This is a genomic window from Vibrio marinisediminis (assembly GCF_014050145.1).
In the GTDB taxonomy this organism is placed as follows: domain Bacteria; phylum Pseudomonadota; class Gammaproteobacteria; order Enterobacterales; family Vibrionaceae; genus Vibrio; species Vibrio marinisediminis.
This window is the reverse complement of record NZ_JACFYF010000004.1, coordinates 286,425-311,933: the sequence shown is the minus strand read 5'-3', so window position 1 is coordinate 311,933 and position 25,509 is coordinate 286,425. Positions and strand designations below refer to the sequence as shown.

At 43.3% G+C, this 25,509-nt stretch carries 24 protein-coding genes; 16 read left to right on the top strand and 8 right to left on the bottom strand.

Annotation, left to right across the window (positions count from 1 at the left end; genetic code table 11):
• The first annotated feature begins 5 nt into the window (after nucleotides 1–5).
• Both H2O73_RS09780 and H2O73_RS09775 read left to right on the top strand, forming a co-directional pair.
• A complete protein-coding gene (locus H2O73_RS09780) occupies nucleotides 6–1,859 on the top strand; it encodes an Lnb N-terminal periplasmic domain-containing protein (RefSeq protein WP_182108660.1) in 1,854 nt (617 codons plus the stop codon).
• 131 nt (nucleotides 1,860–1,990) lie between these two features.
• Nucleotides 1,991–4,354 carry a DNA polymerase II gene (locus tag H2O73_RS09775; protein ID WP_182108659.1) on the top strand — a complete coding sequence of 788 codons (2,364 nt, stop codon included), beginning with the start codon at nucleotides 1,991–1,993 and terminating at the stop codon, nucleotides 4,352–4,354.
• Here H2O73_RS09775 and H2O73_RS09770 read toward each other — a convergent pair.
• Both H2O73_RS09770 and H2O73_RS09765 read right to left on the bottom strand, forming a co-directional pair.
• Nucleotides 4,340–6,415 carry an EAL domain-containing protein gene (locus H2O73_RS09770; RefSeq protein ID WP_246335881.1) on the bottom strand — a complete coding sequence of 692 codons (2,076 nt, stop codon included), beginning with the start codon at nucleotides 6,413–6,415 and terminating at the stop codon, nucleotides 4,340–4,342. The genes H2O73_RS09775 and H2O73_RS09770 overlap by 15 nt on opposite strands.
• A 153-nt stretch (nucleotides 6,416–6,568) precedes the next feature.
• Nucleotides 6,569–7,336 (bottom strand): nucleotidyltransferase domain-containing protein, encoded by a 768-nt coding sequence (locus H2O73_RS09765; protein WP_182108658.1) that lies wholly within the window; start codon nucleotides 7,334–7,336, stop codon nucleotides 6,569–6,571.
• A gap of 178 nt (nucleotides 7,337–7,514) precedes the next feature.
• Between H2O73_RS09765 and yeiP the strand changes: the two genes are divergently transcribed.
• Together yeiP and H2O73_RS09755 are read left to right on the top strand one after the other, a co-directional pair.
• Nucleotides 7,515–8,081: an elongation factor P-like protein YeiP gene (gene yeiP, locus H2O73_RS09760; RefSeq protein WP_182108657.1), complete on the top strand. Its 567-nt coding sequence runs from the start codon at nucleotides 7,515–7,517 to the stop codon at nucleotides 8,079–8,081.
• Between the two features lie 2 nt (nucleotides 8,082–8,083).
• Nucleotides 8,084–8,404: an HI1450 family dsDNA-mimic protein gene (locus tag H2O73_RS09755; RefSeq protein ID WP_182108656.1), complete on the top strand. Its 321-nt coding sequence runs from the start codon at nucleotides 8,084–8,086 to the stop codon at nucleotides 8,402–8,404.
• Between the two features lie 143 nt (nucleotides 8,405–8,547).
• Here the strand turns inward: H2O73_RS09755 and ihfA are convergent, their stop codons facing one another.
• A complete protein-coding gene (gene ihfA / locus H2O73_RS09750; RefSeq protein WP_182108700.1) occupies nucleotides 8,548–8,844 on the bottom strand; it encodes an integration host factor subunit alpha in 297 nt (98 codons plus the stop codon).
• Nucleotides 8,845–9,471: 627 nt separating this feature from the next.
• Here ihfA and H2O73_RS09745 point away from each other — a divergent pair.
• The 7 genes from H2O73_RS09745 to H2O73_RS09715 all read left to right on the top strand — a co-directional run bounded on the left by H2O73_RS09745 (nucleotide 9,472) and on the right by H2O73_RS09715 (nucleotide 14,833).
• Entirely contained in the window at nucleotides 9,472–11,955 is a 2,484-nt protein-coding gene (locus H2O73_RS09745) for a hybrid sensor histidine kinase/response regulator (RefSeq protein WP_182108655.1), read from the top strand.
• Nucleotides 11,956–12,100: 145 nt separating this feature from the next.
• Complete coding sequence (locus H2O73_RS09740; protein ID WP_182108699.1) at nucleotides 12,101–12,334, top strand: hypothetical protein; 234 nt, start codon at nucleotides 12,101–12,103, stop codon at nucleotides 12,332–12,334.
• 100 nt (nucleotides 12,335–12,434) lie between these two features.
• Nucleotides 12,435–12,974: a septation protein A gene (locus H2O73_RS09735; protein ID WP_182108654.1), complete on the top strand. Its 540-nt coding sequence runs from the start codon at nucleotides 12,435–12,437 to the stop codon at nucleotides 12,972–12,974.
• A 142-nt stretch (nucleotides 12,975–13,116) separates the two neighbouring features.
• The gene (gene yciA / locus H2O73_RS09730; RefSeq protein ID WP_182108653.1) at nucleotides 13,117–13,512 is read left to right on the top strand and encodes an acyl-CoA thioester hydrolase YciA; all 396 of its coding nucleotides are present in this window, start codon (nucleotides 13,117–13,119) and stop codon (nucleotides 13,510–13,512) included.
• A 104-nt stretch (nucleotides 13,513–13,616) separates the two neighbouring features.
• Entirely contained in the window at nucleotides 13,617–13,913 is a 297-nt protein-coding gene (locus H2O73_RS09725) for a YciI family protein (RefSeq protein WP_182108652.1), read from the top strand.
• A gap of 2 nt (nucleotides 13,914–13,915) precedes the next feature.
• Entirely contained in the window at nucleotides 13,916–14,305 is a 390-nt protein-coding gene (locus H2O73_RS09720; protein WP_182108651.1) for a GspS/AspS pilotin family protein, read from the top strand.
• 306 nt (nucleotides 14,306–14,611) lie between these two features.
• Nucleotides 14,612–14,833, top strand: a complete 222-nt coding sequence (locus H2O73_RS09715) for a hypothetical protein (RefSeq protein WP_182108650.1) — start codon at nucleotides 14,612–14,614, stop codon at nucleotides 14,831–14,833.
• 31 nt (nucleotides 14,834–14,864) lie between these two features.
• On the opposite strand, the gene H2O73_RS09710 is transcribed toward H2O73_RS09715, so the two are convergent.
• Nucleotides 14,865–15,122, bottom strand: a complete 258-nt coding sequence (locus tag H2O73_RS09710) for a DUF1289 domain-containing protein (protein WP_182108649.1) — start codon at nucleotides 15,120–15,122, stop codon at nucleotides 14,865–14,867.
• Nucleotides 15,123–15,274: 152 nt separating this feature from the next.
• On the opposite strand from H2O73_RS09710, the gene H2O73_RS09705 reads away from it, so the two are divergent.
• The 5 genes from H2O73_RS09705 to H2O73_RS09685 all read left to right on the top strand — a co-directional run bounded on the left by H2O73_RS09705 (nucleotide 15,275) and on the right by H2O73_RS09685 (nucleotide 20,056).
• Nucleotides 15,275–15,721: an META domain-containing protein gene (locus H2O73_RS09705; protein WP_182108648.1), complete on the top strand. Its 447-nt coding sequence runs from the start codon at nucleotides 15,275–15,277 to the stop codon at nucleotides 15,719–15,721.
• A gap of 189 nt (nucleotides 15,722–15,910) precedes the next feature.
• Nucleotides 15,911–17,053: an ABC transporter substrate-binding protein gene (locus tag H2O73_RS09700; protein ID WP_182108647.1), complete on the top strand. Its 1,143-nt coding sequence runs from the start codon at nucleotides 15,911–15,913 to the stop codon at nucleotides 17,051–17,053.
• 16 nt (nucleotides 17,054–17,069) lie between these two features.
• The gene (locus H2O73_RS09695; protein ID WP_182108646.1) at nucleotides 17,070–18,770 is read left to right on the top strand and encodes an ABC transporter permease; all 1,701 of its coding nucleotides are present in this window, start codon (nucleotides 17,070–17,072) and stop codon (nucleotides 18,768–18,770) included.
• Nucleotides 18,736–19,428 (top strand): ATP-binding cassette domain-containing protein, encoded by a 693-nt coding sequence (locus tag H2O73_RS09690; RefSeq protein ID WP_182108645.1) that lies wholly within the window; start codon nucleotides 18,736–18,738, stop codon nucleotides 19,426–19,428. The genes H2O73_RS09695 and H2O73_RS09690 overlap by 35 nt, the downstream gene beginning before the upstream one ends.
• A 22-nt stretch (nucleotides 19,429–19,450) precedes the next feature.
• Complete coding sequence (locus H2O73_RS09685) at nucleotides 19,451–20,056, top strand: CDP-alcohol phosphatidyltransferase family protein (RefSeq protein ID WP_182108644.1); 606 nt, start codon at nucleotides 19,451–19,453, stop codon at nucleotides 20,054–20,056.
• A 66-nt stretch (nucleotides 20,057–20,122) separates the two neighbouring features.
• Here the strand turns inward: H2O73_RS09685 and H2O73_RS09680 are convergent, their stop codons facing one another.
• The 4 genes from H2O73_RS09680 to H2O73_RS09665 all read right to left on the bottom strand — a co-directional run bounded on the left by H2O73_RS09680 (nucleotide 20,123) and on the right by H2O73_RS09665 (nucleotide 25,431).
• Nucleotides 20,123–21,058 carry a class I SAM-dependent methyltransferase gene (locus H2O73_RS09680; protein ID WP_182108643.1) on the bottom strand — a complete coding sequence of 312 codons (936 nt, stop codon included), beginning with the start codon at nucleotides 21,056–21,058 and terminating at the stop codon, nucleotides 20,123–20,125.
• 8 nt (nucleotides 21,059–21,066) lie between these two features.
• Nucleotides 21,067–21,762 (bottom strand): TIGR01621 family pseudouridine synthase, encoded by a 696-nt coding sequence (locus tag H2O73_RS09675; protein ID WP_182108642.1) that lies wholly within the window; start codon nucleotides 21,760–21,762, stop codon nucleotides 21,067–21,069.
• Between the two features lie 101 nt (nucleotides 21,763–21,863).
• Nucleotides 21,864–23,480, bottom strand: a complete 1,617-nt coding sequence (locus H2O73_RS09670) for a methyl-accepting chemotaxis protein (protein WP_182108641.1) — start codon at nucleotides 23,478–23,480, stop codon at nucleotides 21,864–21,866.
• A 520-nt stretch (nucleotides 23,481–24,000) separates the two neighbouring features.
• Nucleotides 24,001–25,431: a sodium-dependent transporter gene (locus H2O73_RS09665; RefSeq protein WP_182108640.1), complete on the bottom strand. Its 1,431-nt coding sequence runs from the start codon at nucleotides 25,429–25,431 to the stop codon at nucleotides 24,001–24,003.
• Nucleotides 25,432–25,509 lie beyond the last annotated feature (78 nt).

Genomic DNA, 25,509 nt, shown 5'->3' with positions numbered 1-25,509 from the left:
TTTGAATGAAATTTTCAGCTATCTCTAAAGCGCTACTCATCGGATGTGGGTTATTCGCGCCTTCTTTTGCGTTCTCCGCGACCTCTCTCAATGTAGAAAAGCTTGCTCATGACCCATATTGGTTGAAACTTGGTCACTACATTCCCAGCACTTTTACTGGATATAAGGGCACGGTTGACAGTGAAGAGTTCTACTTGTCTGCACAAGGTGCGTCATCTCCTCAGCAAGAACTGCAAGCGACGATAGATGTGCTCTATAGCGAAGACGCGACTCTTGCTGAACAAAAACGTTGTGAATACCCTGCGCGCTATTCATGGCTGCAATCTAAACTCGGTAAGCAAGCCGAACTCAATTGCCCTGAGCTGGAGACATGGCGCGAAGTTTTGGACCCGGAAGGCATGACTTTGGTCTTTCCGACCGCATTCATGAACAATCCTTCGTCAATGTTTGGTCATACATTATTAAGAATTGATGCCAAAGATCAAACTCGTCATAAAGAGCTGGTCGCATTCGCGATTAACTTTGCCGCAGAACCAGAGACTCAAGATAACGCAGCGCTCTATGCCATTAAAGGACTTGTCGGTAGTTACCCCGGTCGATTTACCGTTATGCCCTACTATCGTAAGGTTCGAGAATACAACGACATTGAATCGCGTGACATTTGGGAATACAAACTCAAGCTCAATGAAAAAGAAGTCGAACGCATATTGCTTCATCTATGGGAGATGCAGCGCGCCAAGTTTGACTACTACTTCTTAGACGAGAACTGTTCCTACCAACTGTTAGCGCTATTGGAATTAGCACGCGATGATTTGCAGCTAATCGATCAATTCCCACTGCACGCTATTCCATCGGATACTGTGGAAGTGCTCAACAGTGCTCAATTGCTTGAGCGACCTGCCTATCGCGAGTCGTTCGGTACACGTTTGTTGCATCAGGCAAATGAAATTGATCCCGAGCTATTTGAAGCAGCGATACAAGCCAAGCAAGGCAAATTCCCTACCTCTGAGCAATATTCAGAACAAGAACGAGCCGCAATACTCGAATTTGCCTATGAATGGCTCAACTTTGAGCTTTACGACGTCGGTTTAGAGCGAGATCCAACAGCGAAACGCTTAACTGAGCTGCTCTACCAACGTAGCCGAATCAAAGTCGACTCACCATTTAGTGAAGTGCCTACACCTGAAGTTTCACCAGAAAAAGGACACGCATCTGCGCGCACAGGTCTTAGTTATCAATACAGTGACCAACTAGGCGTTATGATGACGTTTGAAGGACGTATTGCTTACCATGATCTTTTAGACTCTCAGCAAGGTTTCATTCCTGGTGCAAAAATCAGCTTTTTAGATACTCAGTTGAGTGTTGATGAGCAAGGTACCTCTCGTTTTGACCGTTTCTACCTTATTGACGCCATGGCACTGGCACCAAGCAACCGCGTGTTTGATAGCCTTGCGTGGAATGCACGAATTGGCTTTGACCGCATGCCTAATGATGGCAAGCTGGAAAGTCGCTGGTTTGGACAAGGTGGCTACGGCAAAGCTTGGGGTGACGCACAATCATTGCATTTTTATGGTCTACTTTCCGGTGAAGTCAGTGGCGGTGAATTAACGGATTATGATGCAACCCTTGGTGGCGGTATTGAAGCTGGAGTGGTTTATCAATTGGCCGAAAACCACCGCATCGGTATTCAAGGTCAATACTTAGCGCTACTCGATAGCGATGCTGATCAAAATGCCAAAGCATCCGCCAATTGGCATTGGCAATTGGATCGTAATATGGCGCTACGCAGCGAAGTCAGTTATCTGCACTGGGGTCATGAAGAACTGAGTGGCAAATTAACCGCGTATATCTACTTCTAACGCGGCGAGTAAAGGATTTCTCGTAATCATTTACTTCTAGCGGCAGCAAACTATTATAGGGCGAGCAATCGCCCTTTTTCGTATCGGTATTATCCATTACGCAAAAGGCGCACCAACTTCGGGATGTATCGTTGACTATTCAACAAGGTTTTTTACTCACTCGCCAAGCACGTGATATTCAAGGTTCAACTCAAATTGAGCTTTGGCTTAACACCGATCAAGGTCCTCACCAGTTACTTATTGACGGTGAAAAGACGGTATTTTTTGTTGCACAAGAGAACCAAAGTGACGTCGCGAAAATCGCCGCACAATTAAATATACACTGTGATGTCAAGCCACTTAATCTTAAGCATTTTGATCAAACTCGCTTGTCTGCTTGTTATTGCCACACAATTAAAGAGACACAGCGCTTAGTACAAGCACTGGAACTGAACAATATCACCGCTTTTGAAAATGACATTCGCTTAGCTGACCGATATTTAATGGAACGCTTTATTCAAGGTAGCGTTGAATTTACAGGTCAGTTTCACTCACGGTCTCACTACCATAAAGTCACTCAAGTGAAGTGTCGCAAATCAGACTACGCTCCTAAGCTAAAAGTGGTCTCATTAGATATCGAGTGCTCAGAAAAAGGGATTCTGTATTCAATTGGTCTCGATAGTCCAATGGATAGCCGCGTTATTATGGTTGGCGAGCCTCAAGATGCGGACATACCCATCGAATGGGTCAGCGACGAGAAAGCGCTATTAATCGCCCTGCTGCGCTGGTTTGAACAGTACGACCCTGATGTCATCATCGGTTGGAATGTTATCGACTTTGATTTTCGCTTGCTGCACAAACGCGCCGAATGGCACAAAATGAAGCTACAACTTGGGCGAGCAAATCAAGCCAGTTATTTTCGTACCTCCAATACCACCCAGCAATCATTTATCTCTATTCCCGGTCGAGTGGTAATGGATGGCATTGATACACTGAAGACCGCGACTTATCACTTTCGTCGTTGGTCACTTGAATCAGTTTCCCAGCAGCTATTGGGCGAAGGTAAACAGATCCACAACGTGCATGACCGAATGGCTGAGATCAATCATATGTTCCGCCATGATAAAGTTTCGCTTGCGCGCTATAACCTACAGGATTGTGTACTGGTGAATAAAATATTCGCCCAAACTCACCTGTTGGAGTTTGCCATTGAGCGTTCAAAGTTAACCGGTGTGGAGCTCGACCGAATTGGCGGTTCAGTTGCCGCTTTTACCAACCTCTATTTACCTCAACTTCATCGCGCTGGGTATGTGGCGCCAAATATGCACCCAGAAGATTGGCTAGCCAGTCCGGGGGGTTACGTGATGGACTCCATTCCCGATCTGTATGATTCGGTATTGGTCCTCGATTTTAAGAGTCTTTACCCTTCTATTATTCGTTCATTTCTCATTGACCCAATGGGACTGATTGAAGGATTAAAACAAGAGATAGGTATCGGCAATGAGCAAGCGGTTCCTGGGTTTAGAGGCGGTCAATTTCATCGCCAACATCATTTCTTACCCGAGATGATTGAAACACTTTGGGCGGCGCGAGATGAAGCAAAACGCAATAACGAAAAAGCCTTTTCACAAGCGATAAAAATCATCATGAATTCATTTTATGGTGTACTTGGCTCCTCCGGTTGTCGATTTTTTGATACTCGACTTGCCTCAAGCATTACTATGCGTGGGCATGAGATCATGAAGCAAACTAAAGCGTTGATTGAAGATAAGGGTTACCAAGTAATCTATGGTGATACAGACTCAACCTTTGTCTCTCTTAATGGTCAGTTTTCTCAGCCGCAAGCCGATAAAATAGGGCTAGAACTGGTCAAACACATCAACCAGTGGTGGACTCAACACCTAGCTAATGACTACGGGCTCACCTCCATTTTGGAACTGGAGTATGAAACCCACTATAAAAAATTCCTGATGCCGACCATTCGTGGGCAAGAGACAGGTTCAAAGAAGCGATACGCAGGGTTGATTGGCGACGGTCAACAAGAGCGAATTGTTTTTAAAGGGCTTGAAAGCGCCAGAACCGATTGGACACCATTAGCACAATCATTCCAACAACAACTCTATTCAATGGTATTTCATAGCGAAGATCCCAGTACTTATGTCCGCCAATTTGTTGAAGATACATTAGCTGGACGCTACGATGATCGCTTGGTCTACCAAAAGCGTCTGAGACGTAAACTCAGTGAATACCAAAAAAATGTACCACCACAAGTTCGCGCGGCACGTATGGCTGATGATATTAATGCGCAACTGGGGCGACCGCTTCAGTATCAAAATCGCGGGCAAATAGAGTATTTGATCACGCTAAATGGTCCAGAACCTAAAGAATATTTAAAAAGCGCGATTGATTATCAACACTACATCGACAAACAACTCAAACCCGTCGCTGACGCAATTTTGCCATTTATTGGGCTTGATTTTAAAACCCTTAGCGAGCCGCAATTAGGTTTGTTCTAGTTCCACATTGGTCATATTTCGCGTTGTAATGTATTCGCGCAATGCTTTTAGTGGAATGGATTTGCTGTAATACCAGCCTTGGATTGATAAATGGTTTCTCAATGGAATACGCTCCAATTGAGCTTCCGTTTCAACCCCTTCCACAACTACGGCCAAATCAAGATCTTGAGCGACACTGATCAAGCCATTGAATACCTTTTGACCTTTGATATTCTCAATCGTATGAATGAAACTGCGATCAAGTTTAATCGCATCGACATCAAACATCGTAAGATAACTCAAAGAAGAGAAGCCTGAACCAAAATCATCAATATAGATTTTTGCCCCTACCTTATGCAGCGCATGTAGTGAAGCCTCGACTTTATCTCGATCTTTGAGCAAGGATTCTTCGGTAATTTCAACATGCACATACTCACCGACTCGGCTTATATACGCAGTGATTTGCTCCATAAGATCCGCATCAAGTATCGTTTCTGGCGTTAGGTTGACGCTGGTTGGTATTGCCCACCCTTCTGCAATAGCAATTTTTAGATCGTGCACAACTTGAATGACGGCCCAGCGATCAATATCTTTCATCAATCCCGCTTGCTCGAAAGCAGGTAAAAACGTACCGGGATATTCAATAGAACCTTGCTTATCCATTGAACGAATCAGAGCCTCACAACCAATGACTTGCCCAGTAACCCGACACACTTGTGGTTGATACTCCAAACAAAATTCTTTATCGCTTAAGGTGTGAAGTTTGCTCTCAAGATCTTGCTGATGTCTATGCGCACTCACCAACTGACCCACACGATCATCACTTAAAGTATGCGCTTCCTCAGCTCTACGCGAATACGTAGTATCAAAAGAGGAAAAAGGAATTGTTTTCGCGCTGCTAGTGCGATTGTGCAGCAATACAAACGGCGCATAAACTAAACAAGAAACCCCAATGTTAAAAAGCTGCAGTAAACTGGCATTAATATCACCTTGCGTCACTATCCAAGCATTAACAAAAACAGGACTACTAAAAGGCATCCCAGTTACCGGGACAGCAACCCAACCTAAGCTAACAGCCAAGTAGGCCACTACAGTATTCGCCACTGGGGCGAGTAAAAAAGGAATGAAAAGACGCGGATTAAATATAATTGGCAGACCAAATAACAGCACTTCGTTGATATTGAGCATACCGAGCGGCAAGCTTGCCATGGCAATCAGTCTGTAAGCACGATTGTTGCTAAATAGCAGCAACGCCATCACTAACCCAAGTGTCGACCCTGCACCACCAACAAAAGTAAACACCGCCATAAATGAGTGATTAACGAAATATCCAGAACTGCCATTGGTCATGACATCGTATTGCGCCACATCCACGGCATTTTGCAATATATCAACCAAGGGGAGCAGCGCATAATAACCATGGACGCCAAGAAACCAGAAGAATGAATTGAGCATGGCAAAGATCACGCCAAACTCGAGCGGAGAATCACTGTAGTTGAGGGTAAAAAGCGTGAGCAAACTGCTTGATTCAATAAGTAGAATCAACGAAGTATTAATGACTAAAACGACGATACCAACCACAATACACGGCAAGATTAAGTTCAAAGACTCTTTAACAATCCGCCCCAAGTGGTTATTGGTGACAAACTTTACCCAACGTAGCCCATAGATATAGGCAATCATTGGGACAGCATACAGTGGCGTCACTAATGAAATCAATAACTCAAAGACAACAGAGCTCTCTTGTACGCTGACAAGTTGATTAAATACCGACAGATAAACAATCAATACTAAGGCGATAGGTGGACGAGGTAAGCGCCAGCGCATGGCAAGAATATAGGCTAAAGCGGCGGTTAGTAAGATGGGAAAGAGTTCGTTAACGAAGTAGTAAAGCTCAAATAGGGTTTTAACCCATTGTTCATCTTTGCCAAAGATGAACTCTCCAAGCGAAGCCACAAATAAGATCAACGAAATGATCATCAAGCTAGGCAGAATCCAAAGCAAACCTTCGCGAATAGCCTGCAACTGCTCCGTTAGTAGCTTTTTGAATCCTTCAAAATAGTGACCGACTCTATTTGACAATCTCGTAGCTCATCCTTGAACAAACATTAATTTCATACTAAATCAATAATTTGCAAGAAGATGTGAGTCGAATCAATTTAAGCAATCGTTGCTGGCTAGTGTAGTGGTATACACATCAATTACCTCAAATTGTGTGAGGTATCTCAATTAGTACTAACCAATTCGAAATTCGGTTTTTTTATAACGTTCAGCCAACCATTTCCCGTACGAATCAATCATGCCAATGGTTGATCGTTTAGCAATAACGCGCTGTGATAGCATGATCACCAGCCGCTCTATTTCCACACGCATTTCAGGGTGGTAATGCAAGAACTGTTTGCCACACGCTATCGGAGAGTCATGCCATGCGCGATCTCTTGGAATAACCAATGAATAACTCGCTCGAAGCATTTTTTTGGCAATGAGATGTTGAGACTTGAGTAGTTCACTGTCGTCTTTAGCGAGTGCAACTCGATTACGATACACCGCAAGCCAATCTTCAACATCATTGTTCCAGTATTTGGCAATCTCCCAACTTGGCTCATAATCCCCAAAACACTCCGACAGATCTTCACCGAATACACACACAGCGCAGTGGCGCAAAAGAAAACCCCAAGAGAAAATACTGTCTAGTGACGCCACTTCACTCACCAACGCGGTTTTGAAGCTAACTTCTGTCACATGCGAATAAGTTTTTTGGAATTTCCATTTTACGGTGTTAAAAAGCGTCATGCGCTGTTGGCTAAAACTCTGATGAGTAACGACTATCACGTCAAGATTGGAACGATGTGGAGAGGCAGTTTTACGTGCAACGCTACCGTACACATAAACGCTGTGGAGATTATCACCCAGTCCCGAACGCAAGAAATTGACGAGATCTTGCACAGCTTGACTATAATCTTGTTGAAATGGTTGTTTAGGGTCAATTACCGATAAAATCATCAAAGAATCTGAAGCTATTTCAATTAGCCTAGTATGTTCTCTCACTGTCCCCTTTCAATCAAGATAATCGAGTAGCTATTTGCACATTTCACGTGATTTCCGTGCGAGTTGAAATAGCTTCTTCCATTTACTTGGGTATATAATGCCGCCCTTATAACTCATATGAAGGAAATTGTTCATGCCTAAGGCAAGTGAGCTAAAGAAAGGTTTTGCTATCAATTCAAACGGCAAAACTCTACTAATTAGAGATATCGAAGTGACTACCCCTGGTGGTCGTGGCGGAGCTAAAATCTATAAGCTACGTTGCGTTGATTTGAATACAGGTGCACGTTCTGACGAGCGCTTCAAATCAGACGACGTTGTTGAAACAGTAGATATGTTTAAGCGCGCTGTGTCTTTCTCTTACGTCGATGGCGACGAGTACATTTTCATGGACAATGAAGATTACACTCAGTTCACGTTTAAGAAAGCGGACATTGAAGACGATCTAATGTTCATCACTGAAGAAATTCAAGGTGTGATGGTTGTTCTAGTTGACGGTAACCCTGTTGCTATTGAACTACCAGCAACAGTTGAACTAGTAATCGAAGAAACTGACCCTTCAATCAAAGGTGCTTCAGCTTCAGCTCGTACAAAACCTGCTCGCCTATCGACTGGCTTGACGGTACAAGTTCCTGAATACATCGCACCTGGCGATCGTATCATTGTGAACACTGCAGAACGTAAATACATGAGCCGTGCATAATTATGACTGAACTGATTTCTTACGATGATGTGATAGACACCGCTTACGACATTTTCTTGGAAATGGCACCAGATAACCTCGAAGCCGTTGATGTCATTCTATTTACTGCTCAATTTGAAGATCGTGGCGCCGCTGAACTGGTTGAAACAGGTGACGATTGGGTAGCACACGTGGGTTTTGACGTTGACAAAGAAACCTATGCGGAAGTGCGTGTTGGTCTCGTTAACGAAGAAAATGACGTTTTGGATGATGTTTTTGCTCGCTTGCTAGTAAGCCGTGATCCTGACAACAAGTTCTGTCATATTTTATGGAAACGCGATTAACTACGTTTCGATAGATGCAAAAACACCCAAGCATGCTTGGGTGTTTTTCTATCACTTGTCGTTTACTTAAGCTTTGTACAAAAATTCGTGCAAACAAAAATAAATTCTAAGCAACAGCCGGAAATCGATCCATCGATAACGCTTTAACTTTCGCCGTCAATCGTCTCTACACGAGCTTTTAGTTTTTGCCCAGGACGGAACGTTACGACACGGCGCGCGCTAATTGGAATGTCCTCACCTGTTTTCGGGTTTCGGCCTGGACGTTCATTTTTTTCGCGTAGGTCAAAGTTGCCAAATCCTGAAAGTTTCACTTGTTCGCCATTCTCAAGCGCTTTGCGAATCTCTTCAAAAAATGCCTCAACCGTTTCCTTGGCATCTCGTTTACTGTATCCAAGCTTTTCAAACAGGTTCTCGGCCAAGTCGGCTTTTGTGAGCGCCATAGAATAATCCTCAAAAGCTGTGTTAAACATCACTGCCATTACGACAGCGCCAAAGCATTTCGCCTCGTCAATCAATGACATAGGTATATCAATTGGAAGTGTATGCCAACCTTATGATTTTCGCCAACATTTTTATGTCAATATAGCGAAAATTCATACAAATCAGTTAGATATAATTACTAATTTGGTCAGAAATACGAAATTATCCTTAGCAATTGTCAATAATAGCAGTTCGTTTATCTGTAAATTAGCAACAAAACAAAATATAAGACTAACAGTAAAAAACAAAAATTTTGTGAGATCTCGGTAAGTATATAAATTACATCTGGTTATCTCACCCCCAGCTATAAAATAACCCGATTTGAGCCAAAGCAAACTACAGCCAGTCATCCAGCCATTATCTACTCACTTCGAAAATGAGCCGAGTTGATAAAAAACTAGTAGATAATGCGACATAACGCGTATGACTGTAGTTTACAAGAGAGGTCAAAATGTGGATAAATTTACGACAAAAGTAGTAATTAAACATAATGCTGATTTATATGGATGTAGTCACCGTCGTTTTTTACCATCAACTGCAAGCGAATCATCGTATGAAAAAGCGCTTCCAAGCTGCCGAGTGGGCAAATGTTTGATTCAATTTCGCACCCTATTTTTGTCATCTTGGCTGGTGTCTCGGCAGTCATTGCTGGGTGGCTTATCTATTTTATTCGATCATTTCGCATCGCGCGTTCTAGTTTCGATAAACGAGTCGGTTTCTCTTACATTGCATACTCCACCTCCATTCTCCTTTGGGTATTGAGCAACACATTCTTTTATTCACCACTTCTCACTCGGGTCGATGAGTCGGTGGTACTGAATTTTGCTCTGTTTGCAAATCTTGTTTCTTTTTCAGCATTTGCCTTTGCTTGTCTCATCACTAACATTCTGGTTTTTGATGTCGATACCCGCCGTTCTCGCCACTTACAAATCGCCATACTATGCGGTTTAACTCTGTTTGCACTTTATGTAAATCTCCAGCCAGGTAAAACGATTTCTGCGGTCTCAGTCAAGGGTATTGGCTCGTTCATTATTGAAGTTGGTCCGATGGCAACGTGGTTCTTCAGCTCGGTGGTATTTCTACTGCTGCTCACCGTCCGTAACATCTTACTTTACTCAAAAAGAGCACGTGCGTTACACCTAATTAAGTCGTTATATATGCTCACGGGCATATGTGTATTTATGGTCTCAACCATCGTCATGCATGGTGTCATCCCACTGTTATGGGGCGATTTTTCACTGGTCTGGTTACCACCAACTCTGGCAGTAAGTGAAATGCTATTGATAGGCTATGGCCTACTCACATCGCGTTTTTATAGTAATAAGCATGTTGCTTACTCTGCAATAGCAATCACCTTGACCAGCATTGTAATCATCACCCCAATAGTGACGGTTGTGAATGCCCTCTCTACCAACGACTTCACTGTCGTCATTATTGTCAGTTGCCTTGTGACTGGTTTTACTTGGAACAAAATATATAAATCAACGCTCCGATACTCAAGCCGGTTGGTCTATGGTCAAAAACTGTCACCAGACCATCAGATCCGCTCACTGAACCATGAATTTCAAAAATCGACTGCCAATGCCTTCATCGAAATAGCGAAAGCCTTGGGAATTGAACAACATGATTTACAGTTGGTTTCTAACCTGCAAGACGAGAAGCTCTATACATCACAACTGTATAACCAAAATAGCGTGCTGATATTTGAAGAGATTGAAGAGATCGTTATAACCAATAGTGAAAACAACCAACTGTCGAAAAAAATCTATGACAAAATGCACGCTGACAACGTGGCGTTGGTGCTGCCTATCTTCGATGACAACAACAACATGAGTCATTTGTTACTCGCCAAGAAAAAGCAAGGTGGGGGAATTTACTTTTATGAAGAGATAAAAGCGTTGCAGCATGTTCTTGTTAAAGCGCAAGGCTATATTAATGCTGACCGAAAAGTACACCAAGCCCAAGCCTTAGCAAATTCTATTGCCCATGAGATGCGCAACCCTCTTGCCCAAGTCCAATTTCAATTTGAGATATTGGAGGCTAAGTTACATCATAACGCGTGTCGAGAAGAGCTAGATCTCGAACTCTCCAAAGGACAAATGGCCATCGACCGAGGGCGCCAGTTAATTGACATCATTCTACGTGAAGTCAATGACTCATCGCTTGAACAAGAGCCCACTTGTGACACATCTATTCGACATTCCATTACCCAAGCGGTAGAACGCTACGCCTATGAGTCGGAGGTTATTCGAGAGCGAATTAAAGTCGACATCAGCCCTGATTTTAGTGCCAAGGTCAATGAGACCTTGTTTAACTTCGTCATTTTTAATTTGTTGCGTAATGCTATTTACTATTTCGACTCTTACCCTGAAAGCCGTGTAGTGATTACAACCTTATTAGGTAAATATGAAAATTTCTTAGTTATCCGAGATACCGGACCAGGGATCCCCCACTCACTGCTCAATCGTATATTTGATGACTTTTTTACCTATAGCAAAAGTGGTGGCAGTGGGCTTGGACTTGGGTATTGTCGACGTGTAATGAAGTCGTTTGGCGGATCAATACAATGTTACTCAAAACTCGACGAATACACCGAGTTTCACCTCTCTTTTCCAGCTAGTACTCTGGCATCACCGCCTACTAGCCTTCCAGCAATGCAAAGAGAGACGGAATCATCAACAAGCCATGATAGTGCAGAATTAACCGCCAATATTAACGTCCCCACCGTCATGGTCGTAGACGATAAAGAAGTACAAAGGCAATTAGTGAAACTGCTACTGCAACAATTAGGTTATGACGTAATCCTGGCAAATAACGGACAAGTGGCTATCGATATACTTGACGGAAATTCGGTAGATTTCATCTTAATGGATGTACAAATGCCCGTAATGAATGGTTTTGAAGCCGCGACGTGCATTAAGAAAACACATCCAAACCTGCCCATTTATGCACTCTCTGGCGAATCTGGAAAGATCGAACTAGAAAAAATTAGTCAAACGATGGACGGTCGCTTATCCAAACCAACCACCAAAAAAGAGTTACAGCAAACCATAGAGGCTGCGTTGGCATAAGTTTGTTGCACATTGAGAAAACAAACACTGCGTTAACTCCCGAAACGCGGTTTTGCTGATTCAAGTTAATAATGTTGGCATTCTATATGCTTTGAATAAGGTGTCCATCAGAACGGTAATTACTTGCCGGATCTTACTAGGAGGCATCACTATGAATCGTCATACTTATTATGGTCTTATTCATCACGGTATCGAATGCTTGCTCATCGACCGTCTCGGTCAATTCAGTGAGCTTGAATTCCCTCAGTATCTAAGCTTAATCATTGGTAAAGAAAGCTGTTCTGCGATGAGCGATGAAGAGCTAGTTTCCGCAGTTGACAGCCTGCGATGTGAAGGATATTTGGAAGAAATGAAGGCATCTATCCCTCATCAAAAATGATTCTCATTTTGATAGAATGTTTCATAATGCCACGAACTACTTTGTCTTAACCCATGATTTGGGTAGACTGACGGTATCCCGATATAAATTGATGTGACTAATGAAACAACTGATAGACTTCATCCCGCTGATTATCTTTTTCGTGCTCTACAAGCTATTCGACATATACGTAGCAACAGGAGCACTTATCGTAGCCAGCGCTATCCAAATAGTACTCACTTTTGCTTTGTACAAAAAAGTCGAAAAAATGCAGCTGATTACTTTTGTAATGGTCGCTATCTTTGGTGGCATGACAATTTTTCTTCACGATGACAACTTCATCAAGTGGAAGGTCACCATTGTCTATGCCATCTTCGCCATTGGCTTAACCATCAGCCACATGATCGGTAAATCAGCCATCAAAGGCATGCTAGGTAAAGAACTCACCTTACCAGAGCCCGTTTGGGCAAAAGTAACTTGGGCATGGGTGGCTTTCTTTGCATTTTGTGCGGTATTAAATATCTATGTCGCGCATGAACTACCACTCGATGTTTGGGTTAACTTTAAAGTATTCGGTTTGCTCGCAGCCACGTTTGGCTTCACTATTCTATCGGGAATCTATATCTACAAGCACCTTCCGAAAGAAAGCCAGGAAGAATAACCGCATCGCTCACAGATGGTTTTCCCTTCATCTGGGTAGTAAGGTATAATTATTCTATAAAGCGACCAATACTGGTCGCTTTTTAAATGTGAAACGTACTGTTCACTCGTTGTAATAACGTCATTATGTTGTGGATGTCAAAATGAGTCAGGAAATTTTCTCACCTAGAGGGCAGCTTCTTCTGCGAACCCTCGCAATGCCAGCCGACACCAATGCCAATGGTGATATTTTTGGTGGCTGGATTATGTCACAGTTGGATTTAGCGGGCGGTATCTTAGCCAAAGAGATTTCTGGCGGACGTATCGTTACGGTTTCTGTATCTAGCATTACATTCAAAAAACCCGTCCGTGTCGGTGATGTTGTTTGCTGTTATGGGGACTGTACGAAAATTGGTCGCACCTCGATGAGCATTGATCTGGAAGTGTGGGTAAAACCCGTCAAAGAACATGGCTTAGAAGATCGTTATATGGTTTGTGATGCCACTTTCAACTATGTTGCCATCGACGGTAATGGCAAACCACGAGCAATCAATTGCTAACAAACTATAAATTCAATCACACTTTCGATAACTGACCATTTGTAACACTCAACATTAAGTTAGAGTTAAATCGTTCAATCAATACCAATCAAAAGGAAGTCCGCATGTGGTATGTCATTTTTTCACAAGACGTAGAAAATTCACTTGAGAAACGCCTAAAGGTTCGTGCAGAACACTTAGCTAGACTACAAACTCTGCAAGATGAAGGGCGACTTCTCACTGCCGGGCCTATGCCTGCAATCGATTCAGAAAATCCAGCAGATGCCGGGTTTACAGGGTCAACCGTTATCGCACAATTTGATTCTCTACAAGATGCCCAAGGCTGGGCTGACGCTGATCCTTATATTGAGGCCGGTGTTTATCAATCCGTCATCGTTAAGCCATTTAAGAAAGTATTCTAATCATGAAAACCCGTGTTTTTGCTACCCTAGTAACTTTGGTGGCACTCGCTGGTTGCGCCAGTAATTCAGATCAACAGCAGCTAGAATTGCTAGCCAACAATCGCGCAAGTGTGCTTTCCGCAGAACTTCCGCTTGAAGCGGGTCCCCTCTCTATTATGCGAGCGAATGCCAAAGGCAGCACAATAGAGATAATGATGGTGTATAACCAAGACCAAGCAGGGGCTAAACCAATAAATCTAGTGCTCAGTAATGGTATTAGTTACTACTGCTCGCATAAAGACACGAAAGCAAATCTCGAAGCCGGCTTGAGCTACCGTTTGAAGATGCGTAATAGTCGCGGACAACTCATGCTCGATGAGTTTGTAACCAAAGAGAGCTGCAAAACTCAATAAAAATATTATTTCTAGGTGTGCTTTGTTAGTACGGCAAAGCACACTGCCTACCTTGATTAAATTTGCCCTCACCCACATTATTTTGCCAATCGTTATTTGACGATTACAGTTGTATGAATTTTTTCTTTCACTTAAGCCACTCACAATCGTAGTTAAATGTATGGCAAATATAACAATTAACCATTCATTAACAGCGATTAACGGTTAATTATCAATCAATTTATAGAAAAAATATCTAAATCTTAATTGACGGTGTTTCTCTACAGTTCTAAATTTTTTAGAGGCTGATCAACAAAGGACATCGCTATGAAACGTGCCAGTAACTCTTATCGTCTTCAAATAATTAAAGAAGTTGCGACTAGGCAGGAACGACTGCACAGCGGTGATCCTTTAGCTACCTATATACAAAAAATGATTGATGATGAACCTGATATAGATAGGAGCATTGACGCGAATCAGCGCTTTTCTGGTTGTCACTTTGATGACCAAGCGGGTGGCTGGGTAAGCGATAAATGGGGTATGAAATAATCGACGCAGCGGCTTTATTACCTACCTAAAATCACTCATCAAATAGATTTTGCTGTGGATTATTGACCTCAATCAGCGAGGAATTATCCGCAGCAGAGTTTGCAAGCATTTTTCGTCGATAACGTTGGCGACACAGTTTTATCACATGCAATTGTTGAGCGGGTGTCATTGATAGCCAATTAAAACGCTCTTCTCTTTTACGCATGCATCCCATGCAATACCCCTTCTCATCAACATTACAGACGCCAACGCATGGGCTCGGTACAGTAAAAAACTCTAATTGCTCCATACTTCCTCCATAAGCCAGTGAATTTGATAATTAAAACAAAAAACCATGACTAAATACTGACACAATTACCAACTTGTTGCCTATAATAAGAGGCGATGAAAGTCATCGTGGTGTACATAGATATACCTTATTGTTTTTTGGAGTTTAATACTATGAAGCTTAGTTTAAAAACGTTGCTTGCTGCGCTTTCTCTTCCTGTTCTCGTGACTGCTTGCGCAACCAATGGTGATGATGTGAAAACTATTACTCAAGCTGATCTACAACACCACAACTGGACGCTTACCCAAGTAGATGGTAAAGCAATCCAAGTTGAGGAAGGCCAACAAGCACCGAACTTAGAAGTAGGCGAAAAAATGACAGCAAACGGCAACGCCGGTTGTAACACATTTTTTGGTCAAGCTGAGCTTAAAGACAACCAGTTCCGCATTGAAAAAATGGGCATGACCATGAAAATGTGCATGGGCGAGTCAATGAATGTTGAAAGCGCGTTCTCTAAAACGCTTTCAGATTGGAGTGATATGACTCTGACTAAAGATAGCCTTACGCTAACTAGCGAAGCTCATACTTTAGAATTCAAACTTAGTGATTGGAAAAACTAATTACCCGTTTTAGAAATAAGAGCAGCCAATCGCTGCTCTTTTTTATATCACCGCACAATTTTAGAACAACTAAGTAACAAGCCACACAAATATATAAAAAAATTCAAGTTTTTTAGGTCATAATGAATGAAATCATTGCTTACCCCGGTCTAGCAATTCATCAAGCACTCCATTTTCATAGGAAGCATTATGACAAGGTTGTTTACCCTTCTACTCACTTTATTTATACCCTTTACCAGTGTCGCTGCTGATAGCTGGCAAAACACAACAGATAGCGCCAAAGGCCAAACGGTCTATTTTCACGCTTGGGGTGGCAGCCAAGAGATCAACAACTATCTTCGCTGGGTTGCTAGTGAAGTAGACTCTCAATACGGCATCACTCTTAAGCATGTAAAAGTCACGGATATTGCCGAAACAACATCACGCTTAATTGCCGAAAAAGCCGCAGGAAAAAACAGTGCCGGCAGTGTTGATATGGTTTGGATTAATGGTGAAAACTTTAAGTCCATGAAAAACAATGACCTACTCTATGGTCCATTTGTTGAGAAACTGCCAAGTTGGCAATTCGTAGATAAATCACTGCCTGTTGATAGTGACTTTTCAGAACCAACTCAAGGGCTCGAAGCACCTTGGGGTGTGGGACAATTGGTTTTTATTCACGACACAGAGCGTCTAAACAATCCACCACAATCCTTTGCTGAGCTGCTCAGCTATGCCAAAGCATTTCCCAACCGTATTAGCTACCCTCGTCCACCTGAGTTTCATGGCACAAGCTTTCTGAAAGCACTATTGATTGAACTCACTAATAATGACGCATCGCTAAGCCAGCCAGTGAATGAAAACGACTTTGGCTTTATCACCGCGCCATTATGGCAATACTTAGATAGCTTGCATCAAGTGGCATGGCGTCAAGGTAAAACATTTCCTGCTAGCTCTTCGGAAATGACGCAATTGCTTGATGATGGTCAGCTTGACCTTGCCATTACCTTTAACCCAAATGCGGTTTTCTCAGCTCAAGCTACGGGAAAATTAGCGCCAAGCACTACCGCTTATGCCATGGAATCGGGCGCGCTATCCAATATTCATTTTCTCGCCATTCCATGGAATGCTAACTCTTCAGAAGGCGCACAAGTGGTGATCAACTTCTTGCTCAGCCCTGAAGCACAGTCTCGTAAAGGCGACCTCAATATTTGGGGTGATCCTGCTGTTCTTGAAAACCAATATCTACAAGGTTCGGCTAAAAATACCACGTTGTTTAAATCCATCGCTGAACCTCACCCTAGTTGGCAAATCGCGCTAGAGAAAGAGTGGCTGCAGCGCTACGGAAACTAGTCGAATAGATAACTACATGCTTAGAATTTTTTACGCCTTTTTAATCTTAGTTTGCAGTGTACCGATGATCCCTGGCTTAGCTGGGGTCATCATCTCGTCGCTGGGCTATATTCCCCCGCTAGAGATGACAGAATTAAATTGGCACGGTTATATCCAATTAACCCAATGGAATGGGTTGCTATCATCCATTTTTGCCAGCATTTTCAGTGCGACTCTAAGTACTCTTCTGGCGACACTGTTTTGCTTTTCTATTTTGCAAAGGCTTTGGTTAAGCAAGTATTGGCGCAAAGTAGAATCTATATTAGCGCCTCTACTTTCATTACCCCATGTGGCATTCGCCATTGGATTTGCGTTTTTGTTTGCCCCTACAGGGTTTATAGCGCGCGCCGCTTTCCAACTGTTTGGTTGGCAAACTGACCCAAGTAGCCATGCTTTCTTGGTCAATGACCCGTATGCTCTGGGGCTTACCTTCGCACTCGCCTTCAAAGAGCTGCCCTTCTTGCTGCTGATGAGCATTCCGGTATTACAGCAACTCAAGCTTGAACAAACCTACAAGGCATCAACCATGCTAGGTTACGCGCCGCATCAAATGTGGTTCAAGGTCGTATTTCCACAGTGGTTCGCCAAAATGCGCTTCGCTCTGTTTGCTGTGATTACTTATGGTATTTCGGTAGTCGATGTGGCGTTAATTTTAGGTCCATCCAACCCTCCAACCTTCTCGGTTGTTGTGTGGCAATGGTTCAATGACCCTGACTTATCACTACTACCGAGAGCATCGGCAGGAGCCGTTGTCCTGTTCATTCTGGCAAGCTTGCTCATGGGGGCTCTAGTGATTGTCGAAAAAACCATGGTTAACTGGTGCAATCGCTGGCAATACTCAGGTCGCCGTGGACCTTCTCTTCCGGGTATCACATTCCTATCAACATCCGTAATACTGGCGACGAGTATTTTACCGCTACTGATCATTTGGAGCCTTGCTCAACGCTGGCGCTTTCCAGACCTCATTCCAAGCCAATTCAGTTTGCGGTTTTGGCAATTCGAATGGAGTAATGTTGTTCCCACATTGATCACGAGTATTGTTCTTGCGACCGTGGTTGCCAGTTTGGCATTGTTACTTGCTCTAGTTGCCCATGAATATAAACTCAAGCACCGCTGGCATTTACCCGACTACTTGATTGCCATGCCAATGCTGATCCCACAACTTTCAATGCTATTTGGTATACAAGTAGTGACTCTGTATGTGGCGAGTGATTACTTTTCGCTTTGGGTGATCTGGTCACATCTGTTTTTTGCCTTTCCCTTTGTCTATCTCGCCTTAGATGGTCCATGGAAAAGCTATGATAATAATTTTACCAAGGCTGGGTTGAGCTTGGGCAAGTCACCAATACACATATTCCTTATGGTAAAGTTACGAATGCTGTTACCTGCACTACTGTACGCTTGGGCTGTTGGTGCCAGCGTTAGCTTAGCGCAATACCTACCAACCTTGATGCTGGGTGGCGGTCGCATTTCCACTATCACCACCGAAGCCGTGGCTCTTTCAAGTGGATTTGACCGACGTGTAACTGCGATTTATGCGCTCTGGCAGGCACTACTCCCACTACTGTTTTTCTCTGCTGCGCTCTTTATTAGCCGATTAACCACTCGACGCTCTCCATCTGTCGTTAAGGAACGAACTGCACATGACTCTTTGTCTAAACGACCTCACCATCTATAAATCGGGTGAAAAACCACTGCTTGAGCACTTAAACATTGAGATAGCTCCCGGTGAAATTGTCGCTATCATGGGACCAAGTGGTTGCGGCAAATCAACACTGCTCAACCTTATCGCGGGTCACTTATCCGAAGATTTCCAATATCATGGCGAAATTTCGCTCAATAGTGTTGCGATAGAAAATAGTGAGCCTCATCAACGTAACGTCGGTATTCTGTTTCAAGACGATTTGCTCTTTCCTCACTTAAACATTTGGCAAAATCTTGCATTCGCATTGCCAAACTCGGTTCCACGTGCCGATCGTAAACAACAAGCGTTTGAATGTTTAGAGAACGTTCAACTGGCTGAACTGGCTGATTCATTCCCTGAACAAATATCAGGAGGACAACGAGCGCGAGTGAGCTTATTGCGGATGTTATTGGCTAATCCACAAGCCGCCCTTTTAGACGAGCCTTTTAGTAAGCTAGATAAAGCCTTGAGAGTCCAGTTTCGAGATTGGGTGTTTGAGCAGCTTAGACAAGCGAATATTCCGACCCTGCTGGTGACGCACGACATTGATGATGTACCACAAGGAGCGCAAGTGTTCACTTGGCCATGGGACACATTAAATAGCCCCAAAAAACCAATAACGCGACCTGATTTTAAACAACTTAACCGCTAAAAATCGATAATAGAGAATAACAATGCTCGATAAGTTCAGTATAAAAATAATACGTACACCGCTGACTAAAGCCGCATCTATATTATGTGCTCGTGGAGTAACGGCTAATCAAACCACGCTATTGGGCTTTATCATTGGCTGTATGAGCTTGCCTGCTCTGGCTTTAGAGCAATACCCTTTAGCGCTGTGTTTTATTGTGATCAATCGGATTTGTGACGGTTTGGATGGCGCGATCGCTCGAATTCGCGGTATCACCGACGCTGGAGGTTTTCTCGACATCAGTTTGGATTTTTTGTTCTATTCACTGGTTCCATTTGGTTTCGTGCTTGCCAATCCTGAACAAAATGCGGTGGCAGGTGCTTTCTTAATCTTTGCTTTTATCGGCACCGGATCAAGTTTCCTTGCGTTCGCGGTGATGGCGGGTAAACGAGGGATTGAGAATCCTGTCTATAAAAATAAGTCTTTGTATTATATGAGCGGCTTAACGGAAGGTACGGAAACCATCGCCTGCTTTGTATTGTTCTGTTTATTGCCCCAACACTTTAGCCTAATCGCCTATGTGTATGGGGCAGCCTGCTGGTTTACTACCTCTACACGGATATGGGCTGGGTACAAAACGCTCAGTTAACTACTTGTACTTACATCAATTGAACCGTGGACCTAGATAAAACAAAAGCCTCTTACGAGGCTTTTGTTATTTTTTGAATACTAAACATTTAAGAGAAGCTTGCTCATCGATATCGGCAAACTCTACTGGGTTATCCAGTCGTTCAATATACGTTAGTTCAGGCGCGGCTTCTGCCATGCCTTCAATCAAGAAATTACAATCCACCGCAGGTGAGTTGACGCACGCCAACACGGTCCCTTGCTCGGTAAGTAGATCCGGTAGGCGACGTAAAATTTTGGCGTAATCTTTTGTTAGAGCAAAACTGCCTTTCTGGAATGATGGCGGATCAATGATGATCAAATCATAAGGTCCTGATTTTTTAATTTTCCCCCAAGACTTAAAAATATCATGCCCCATAAATCGAACTTGATTTAGATTATGATCATTAAGCTTGTGGTTTTCACGCCCTTTGTTCAGCGATGCTTTCGCCATATCCACATTCACGACTTGGTCTGCACCACCAGCAATCGCCGCGAGCGAAAAACCACAAGTGTAAGCAAACAAATTCAGCACATTGGCATGCTTGGCATTGTCTCGAGTCCACTCACGTCCTAAACGCATATCAAGGAATAAGCCAAAGTTTTGGTTACGACCAATATCAAGTTGGTACTTAAGCCCTAACTCTTCAACAACAGGTCTTGTGTCTAACTCGCCCAGCAACACTTCTGATGGCGCACCATCAGCATAACGGTGCTGCAGCAGTATTGTGCGCCCTTGGCGCTCTTGCCATACTTTAGATGTTGACAGTGCCAACAGCCCTGACTTCAATTGCGCTAAAAATTCTTCATCAACGGATTTGAATAGATTGACAATTAGCTGACCTTGTAACCAGTCACAGGTCAATTGATCTAAGCCTTGCCAACAACGACCACGACCGTGAAATAGTCGGCGAACCTCATCTGGAACGGTTTGTAGCTGCTGTTCCACATGGTTAAGAAAAACTGGGATTTGATTAGATTGCATCAATAAAACTACTTTTTAATTGTCGGCCATGCCAGTTGCCAAGGGTGCAACCAAGCTTGAATACCTTGCTGAATTTCTTGCTCTTGCCATTTTTCGCCAAGGCTTGTGAACTCTCTTGGGTCACAGACGAATTGGTATTGCTCATGCTGGTAGCTAAATTTGAGCGCAAAAGCATGCAAATAGCCACGATCAGCCTCACTACCTGCGTTGTATATAGGGTCACCCACAATCGCGGAGCCAACCGATTTCAATGCTACGCGGATCTGATGGGTCTTCCCCGTATGAGGCTTACACAAAAAGAAGCGCTCACCCGGGCTGGCACTGGCTGAAAAGAACTGAGTCACTGCGGGATTAAGCTGAGAATTAATCAGCTTCCAAGCCGAGCGGCGCGAGCGTTCCATGTCGCCCATCACCAAACCCTGTTTCTTCTTCGGTTTTTTTGAACCAATTGCCAAATAAAATTTTTCTACCGCTCTGTCAGCAAAAGCTTTTGACAGCTCACTTGCCGCTTGTGCGTTTCTCGCCAGTAACAAAATGCCTGAGGTCATCTTATCTAAACGGTGTACTAAGTAGAGTTGCTTATCGCCACTCTCTTTTGCCACCTCTGCAAGCAGCATCGTTTCGCCCGTATCTTTATGAACGGAAACGCCAGGATGCTTATTAATGATCAAAAAGTCATTATGGGTGTATAAGATATCAAACATGAAAACGGCTCCAGTTAGGAGCCGAGAGTATATACTTAAATGGTCTGTCCCAAAACAGTTGCGTAGCGGATTACAGAGTGTAAATTGGGACTTCTTTTGAGTTAAACTAAACGAAACTTGCTCATCAGCGCTTCCAATTCAAGCACCTTGTCATGCAGTTGCTTGATATCACCAGAACTATCGCTCGCCAACTTCAAAGAGTGGCTAGAGATATCGCTAATCATCGAAATATCCGCAGTAATTTCACGCGTAACAGCCGTTTGCTCTTCTGCTGCCGCCGCAATTGAATTAATCATACTTTGAACATGAGAAGCACCTGCAACAATTTCTTCAAGCGCACCGACCGCTCCTGTGCTTTGGCTTACACCAAGCTCAACCAGACGACGGTTATCTTCTGTACAGATGACGGCTTCTTGAGTACCAATCTGAATGGCTTGGATAATGCCAGAGACTTCTTTCGTCGCACTTGTAGTACGCTCAGCAAGCGCTCGTACTTCATCAGCAACCACGGCAAAACCACGACCAAATTCACCAGCGCGCGCGGCTTCAATTGCAGCATTAAGTGCCAATAAGTTAGTTTGTTCTGCGATTCCTTCAATAACTTTTATTACTGAACCAATCTTCTCACCATGGCTACCAAGCGCATTCATTTGCAAAGACATTTCTTCCATCTGCGCACTGACTTGTTGGATGCTCGTCACCATCTCAACAATCACATCTCGACCTGAGCTTGCAACACCTTCAGAGCTACTCGCTTGCTCATATGTGGTGGTACTTTGCTGCGCTACCTCAGCAATTGTTAGGCTCAGTTCTTCAGACGCCGTCGCGATTAGTTGGGCCTTATCTGCTTGTTCAGATGCACCTTGAACAAGATCTTGGCTGACTATTGTTAGCCCTGACGTCACCGACTTGACCTCTCCCGTGACTGTATTGATTGAGCCAATCAACGAGAGTAATGATTGTTGCATTCGATTGATCGAAGTAGCCAAACTTGCAAGCTCATCGCCCGATTTATCAACAATTGAATCTGCAGATAAATCTCCATCAGCCACTTTTTGTGCAACTTGCTCAAGGCGAGTCAAACGAGTTGTAATTGATTGTGACAACACATACGCAACGCTACAAGAAACGATAACGGTGATCGAGAAAAGCACCGCGATAGTGTATTCGATGGTCTTAAATGAATCACTAAGGCTTCCAACCACATGGCTCGAATTTGCGACTTCCGCGCTGGTAATATCGTCAAGTATGGTCTCAAGCGGGAACAAATAAGAATCAAAGTAGCTGCGCACCATAGGGATCACTTCTGAATAGCGATAATCCCCTTTAAGCATCGGCAGAGCCTTACTCTCAAATGCTTGAGTAAATTGCTCCATGTACTGCTCCATCTCGAGCAGATTTTGATAGCCAATTGAGCCCGAATCTTGGTATGACTTCAGTTCAAGCAAGACCTCAGCAAATTGTCTCTTATTACTGTAATAACCTTCTCGAGCACCTGACACTCCAGAAACGGTCCCTACCGCATCACGATATACGTCACCCATTTGATCAAGCAGTGTTAGGTAGGCAACTACCTCTGGTACAACATTCGTGCGAACGTCTTCCGCCACCGTATGAGACTCCACTATTTCATAAGCAATGATACTCACCATTAACGTCAACAGCGCTAAAATGGCACCAAAGCCCAAGTAGAGCTTCTTCCTTACAGATAAAATCACAATTCACCTTCAAAAAAATAGACATAATTACATGCTTGCCTACAGGGTACGTACGGCAAAGGCGGCGATTATGAAGCTCATCCGATGAGTTAAAAAGCAACCTATGTAACAGTTTTCGTATCTTTTGTGATTTGCAGCCAAATAATAACGCATTTGCGGGATGCGTCACGTTAATGACCGCTATAAAAATACACAACTATCACTATAACTTGTGCAACTTTGGATAATAGCTCACAAAGTCATAGTGAATTGAGTATTAACAAACACTTAGCAATGATTCGTTATTTCTTTGACGGGTGGTAAATTAATGGCGACCAAGTCACTAATTTTTAGAAATATCCATTGATAGCAAAATGAATATCTTAATCGCCTCGCTTACCTGTTTACTTTTTTTGCTGCTATAAAAGTTCAACATAAAAAAATGCTTGCTGATTTGATCTTATGACCTATCAACAAGCATTCAATGTTTTGATTTATTGAGTTAGGACGCTGTATTACACAGCTTTCCTACCTAGCAGCATTATAGTTTCTTCGATAGTAGAGCAGCGATACCTATCACCCCTAAACCAATCATCATAATTTCACCTTTGCCACTATCAAAACCGGCTTTCACACCCGCAATAGCGACGATAGCAATAGCAAAAGGAATCACATATTTAACTAGGTTGTACCACAAGCCAAACAGTGGGAACTTAATCTGACCATCGTTGGTAATTTCTTTCTCTAGCTCTGCACGATTTAAGCGCCAGCCAGCAAAAATACAAACAAACATACCGCCGACCGCAAGGAAGATTTTATCTGTTAGTAGGTCAAAGATATCAAACGCACCAGTTGAGAATAGCGTTGGTCCTGTACCGCCTAACGAAAGCGAAGCGAACACACACAATACCGCCATTACCGCACTTGCACTCAGCACTGCTGTTGGACGTTTCATACCTTTCTCATCAATTAAGTAAGAAACGACTACTTCCAGAAGTGAGACCGAAGAAGTCAATGCCGCCACACTTAAACCGATAAAGAACAGTAGCGCTAAAAGTAAACCAATCACGCCGCCCATTTCAGCAAACAATTGTGGTACCACAACGAAAACCAGACCAGGACCAGCCGCTGGCTCTATGCTAAATGCAAACATCGCAGGGAACATGGCTACACCGGCAAGCATTGCAACACCAGTATCCATTGCGGTCACCATTGCCGTGGTTTGTACCAAGTTCTCTTTTCTCTTCAAGTAACTGCCATAGGTAATCATACAACCCATACCTAAGCTTAAGGAGAAAAATGCTTGTCCAAGAGCTGCTAATACAACGCTACTATTCACCTTAGAGAAATCAGGCTGGAATAAGAACTCTAGACCGGCCATAGCTCCTGGTAGGCTTAAACCTTTTACGGCAACCAATACCAGAATCAAGAATAGCAACGGCATCAGAATTTTACCGGCTTTCTCAATGCCACCCGAAACGCCGCGGATCACAACGAAAATGTTAAATAGTAGATATAAACCCATCCACATCAAAGGCTGTACTGGGTCAGAAATAAAACTACCAAAGCTGTCGCCAATTGCCTCTGGCGTGCTTAGTAGCCCTGTCGCGATCTTATAGATATAAGCTACTGCCCAACCACCTACGACTGGATAGAAGCCCATGATCAACAAGCCACTGAGTACGCCGATTACACCAACAAAAGTCCAACGTCTGTCAGTTGACTTAAATGCACCAACGGCTGATACACTTGTCTTACGTCCAATCGCGAACTCTGTCAGCATTACGCTAAAACCAATGAAAATTACAAATAGAAGGTATATTGCAACAAATGCACCGCCACCGCTTTCTCCTGCGGTATAAGGAAACTTCCATATATTACCAAGACCGACTGCTGAACCAGCAGCGGCCATAACGAAACCAAATTTAGACCCCCAGCTATCGCGGGGTTTAGTGGTAGTTGTTGTAGCCACATTATCACCATTTATTTTATTGTTGTGTTTACTTAATGTCGGCGTCTTAAAGGTTAACAGTGTAGTAAAAAGTTTACA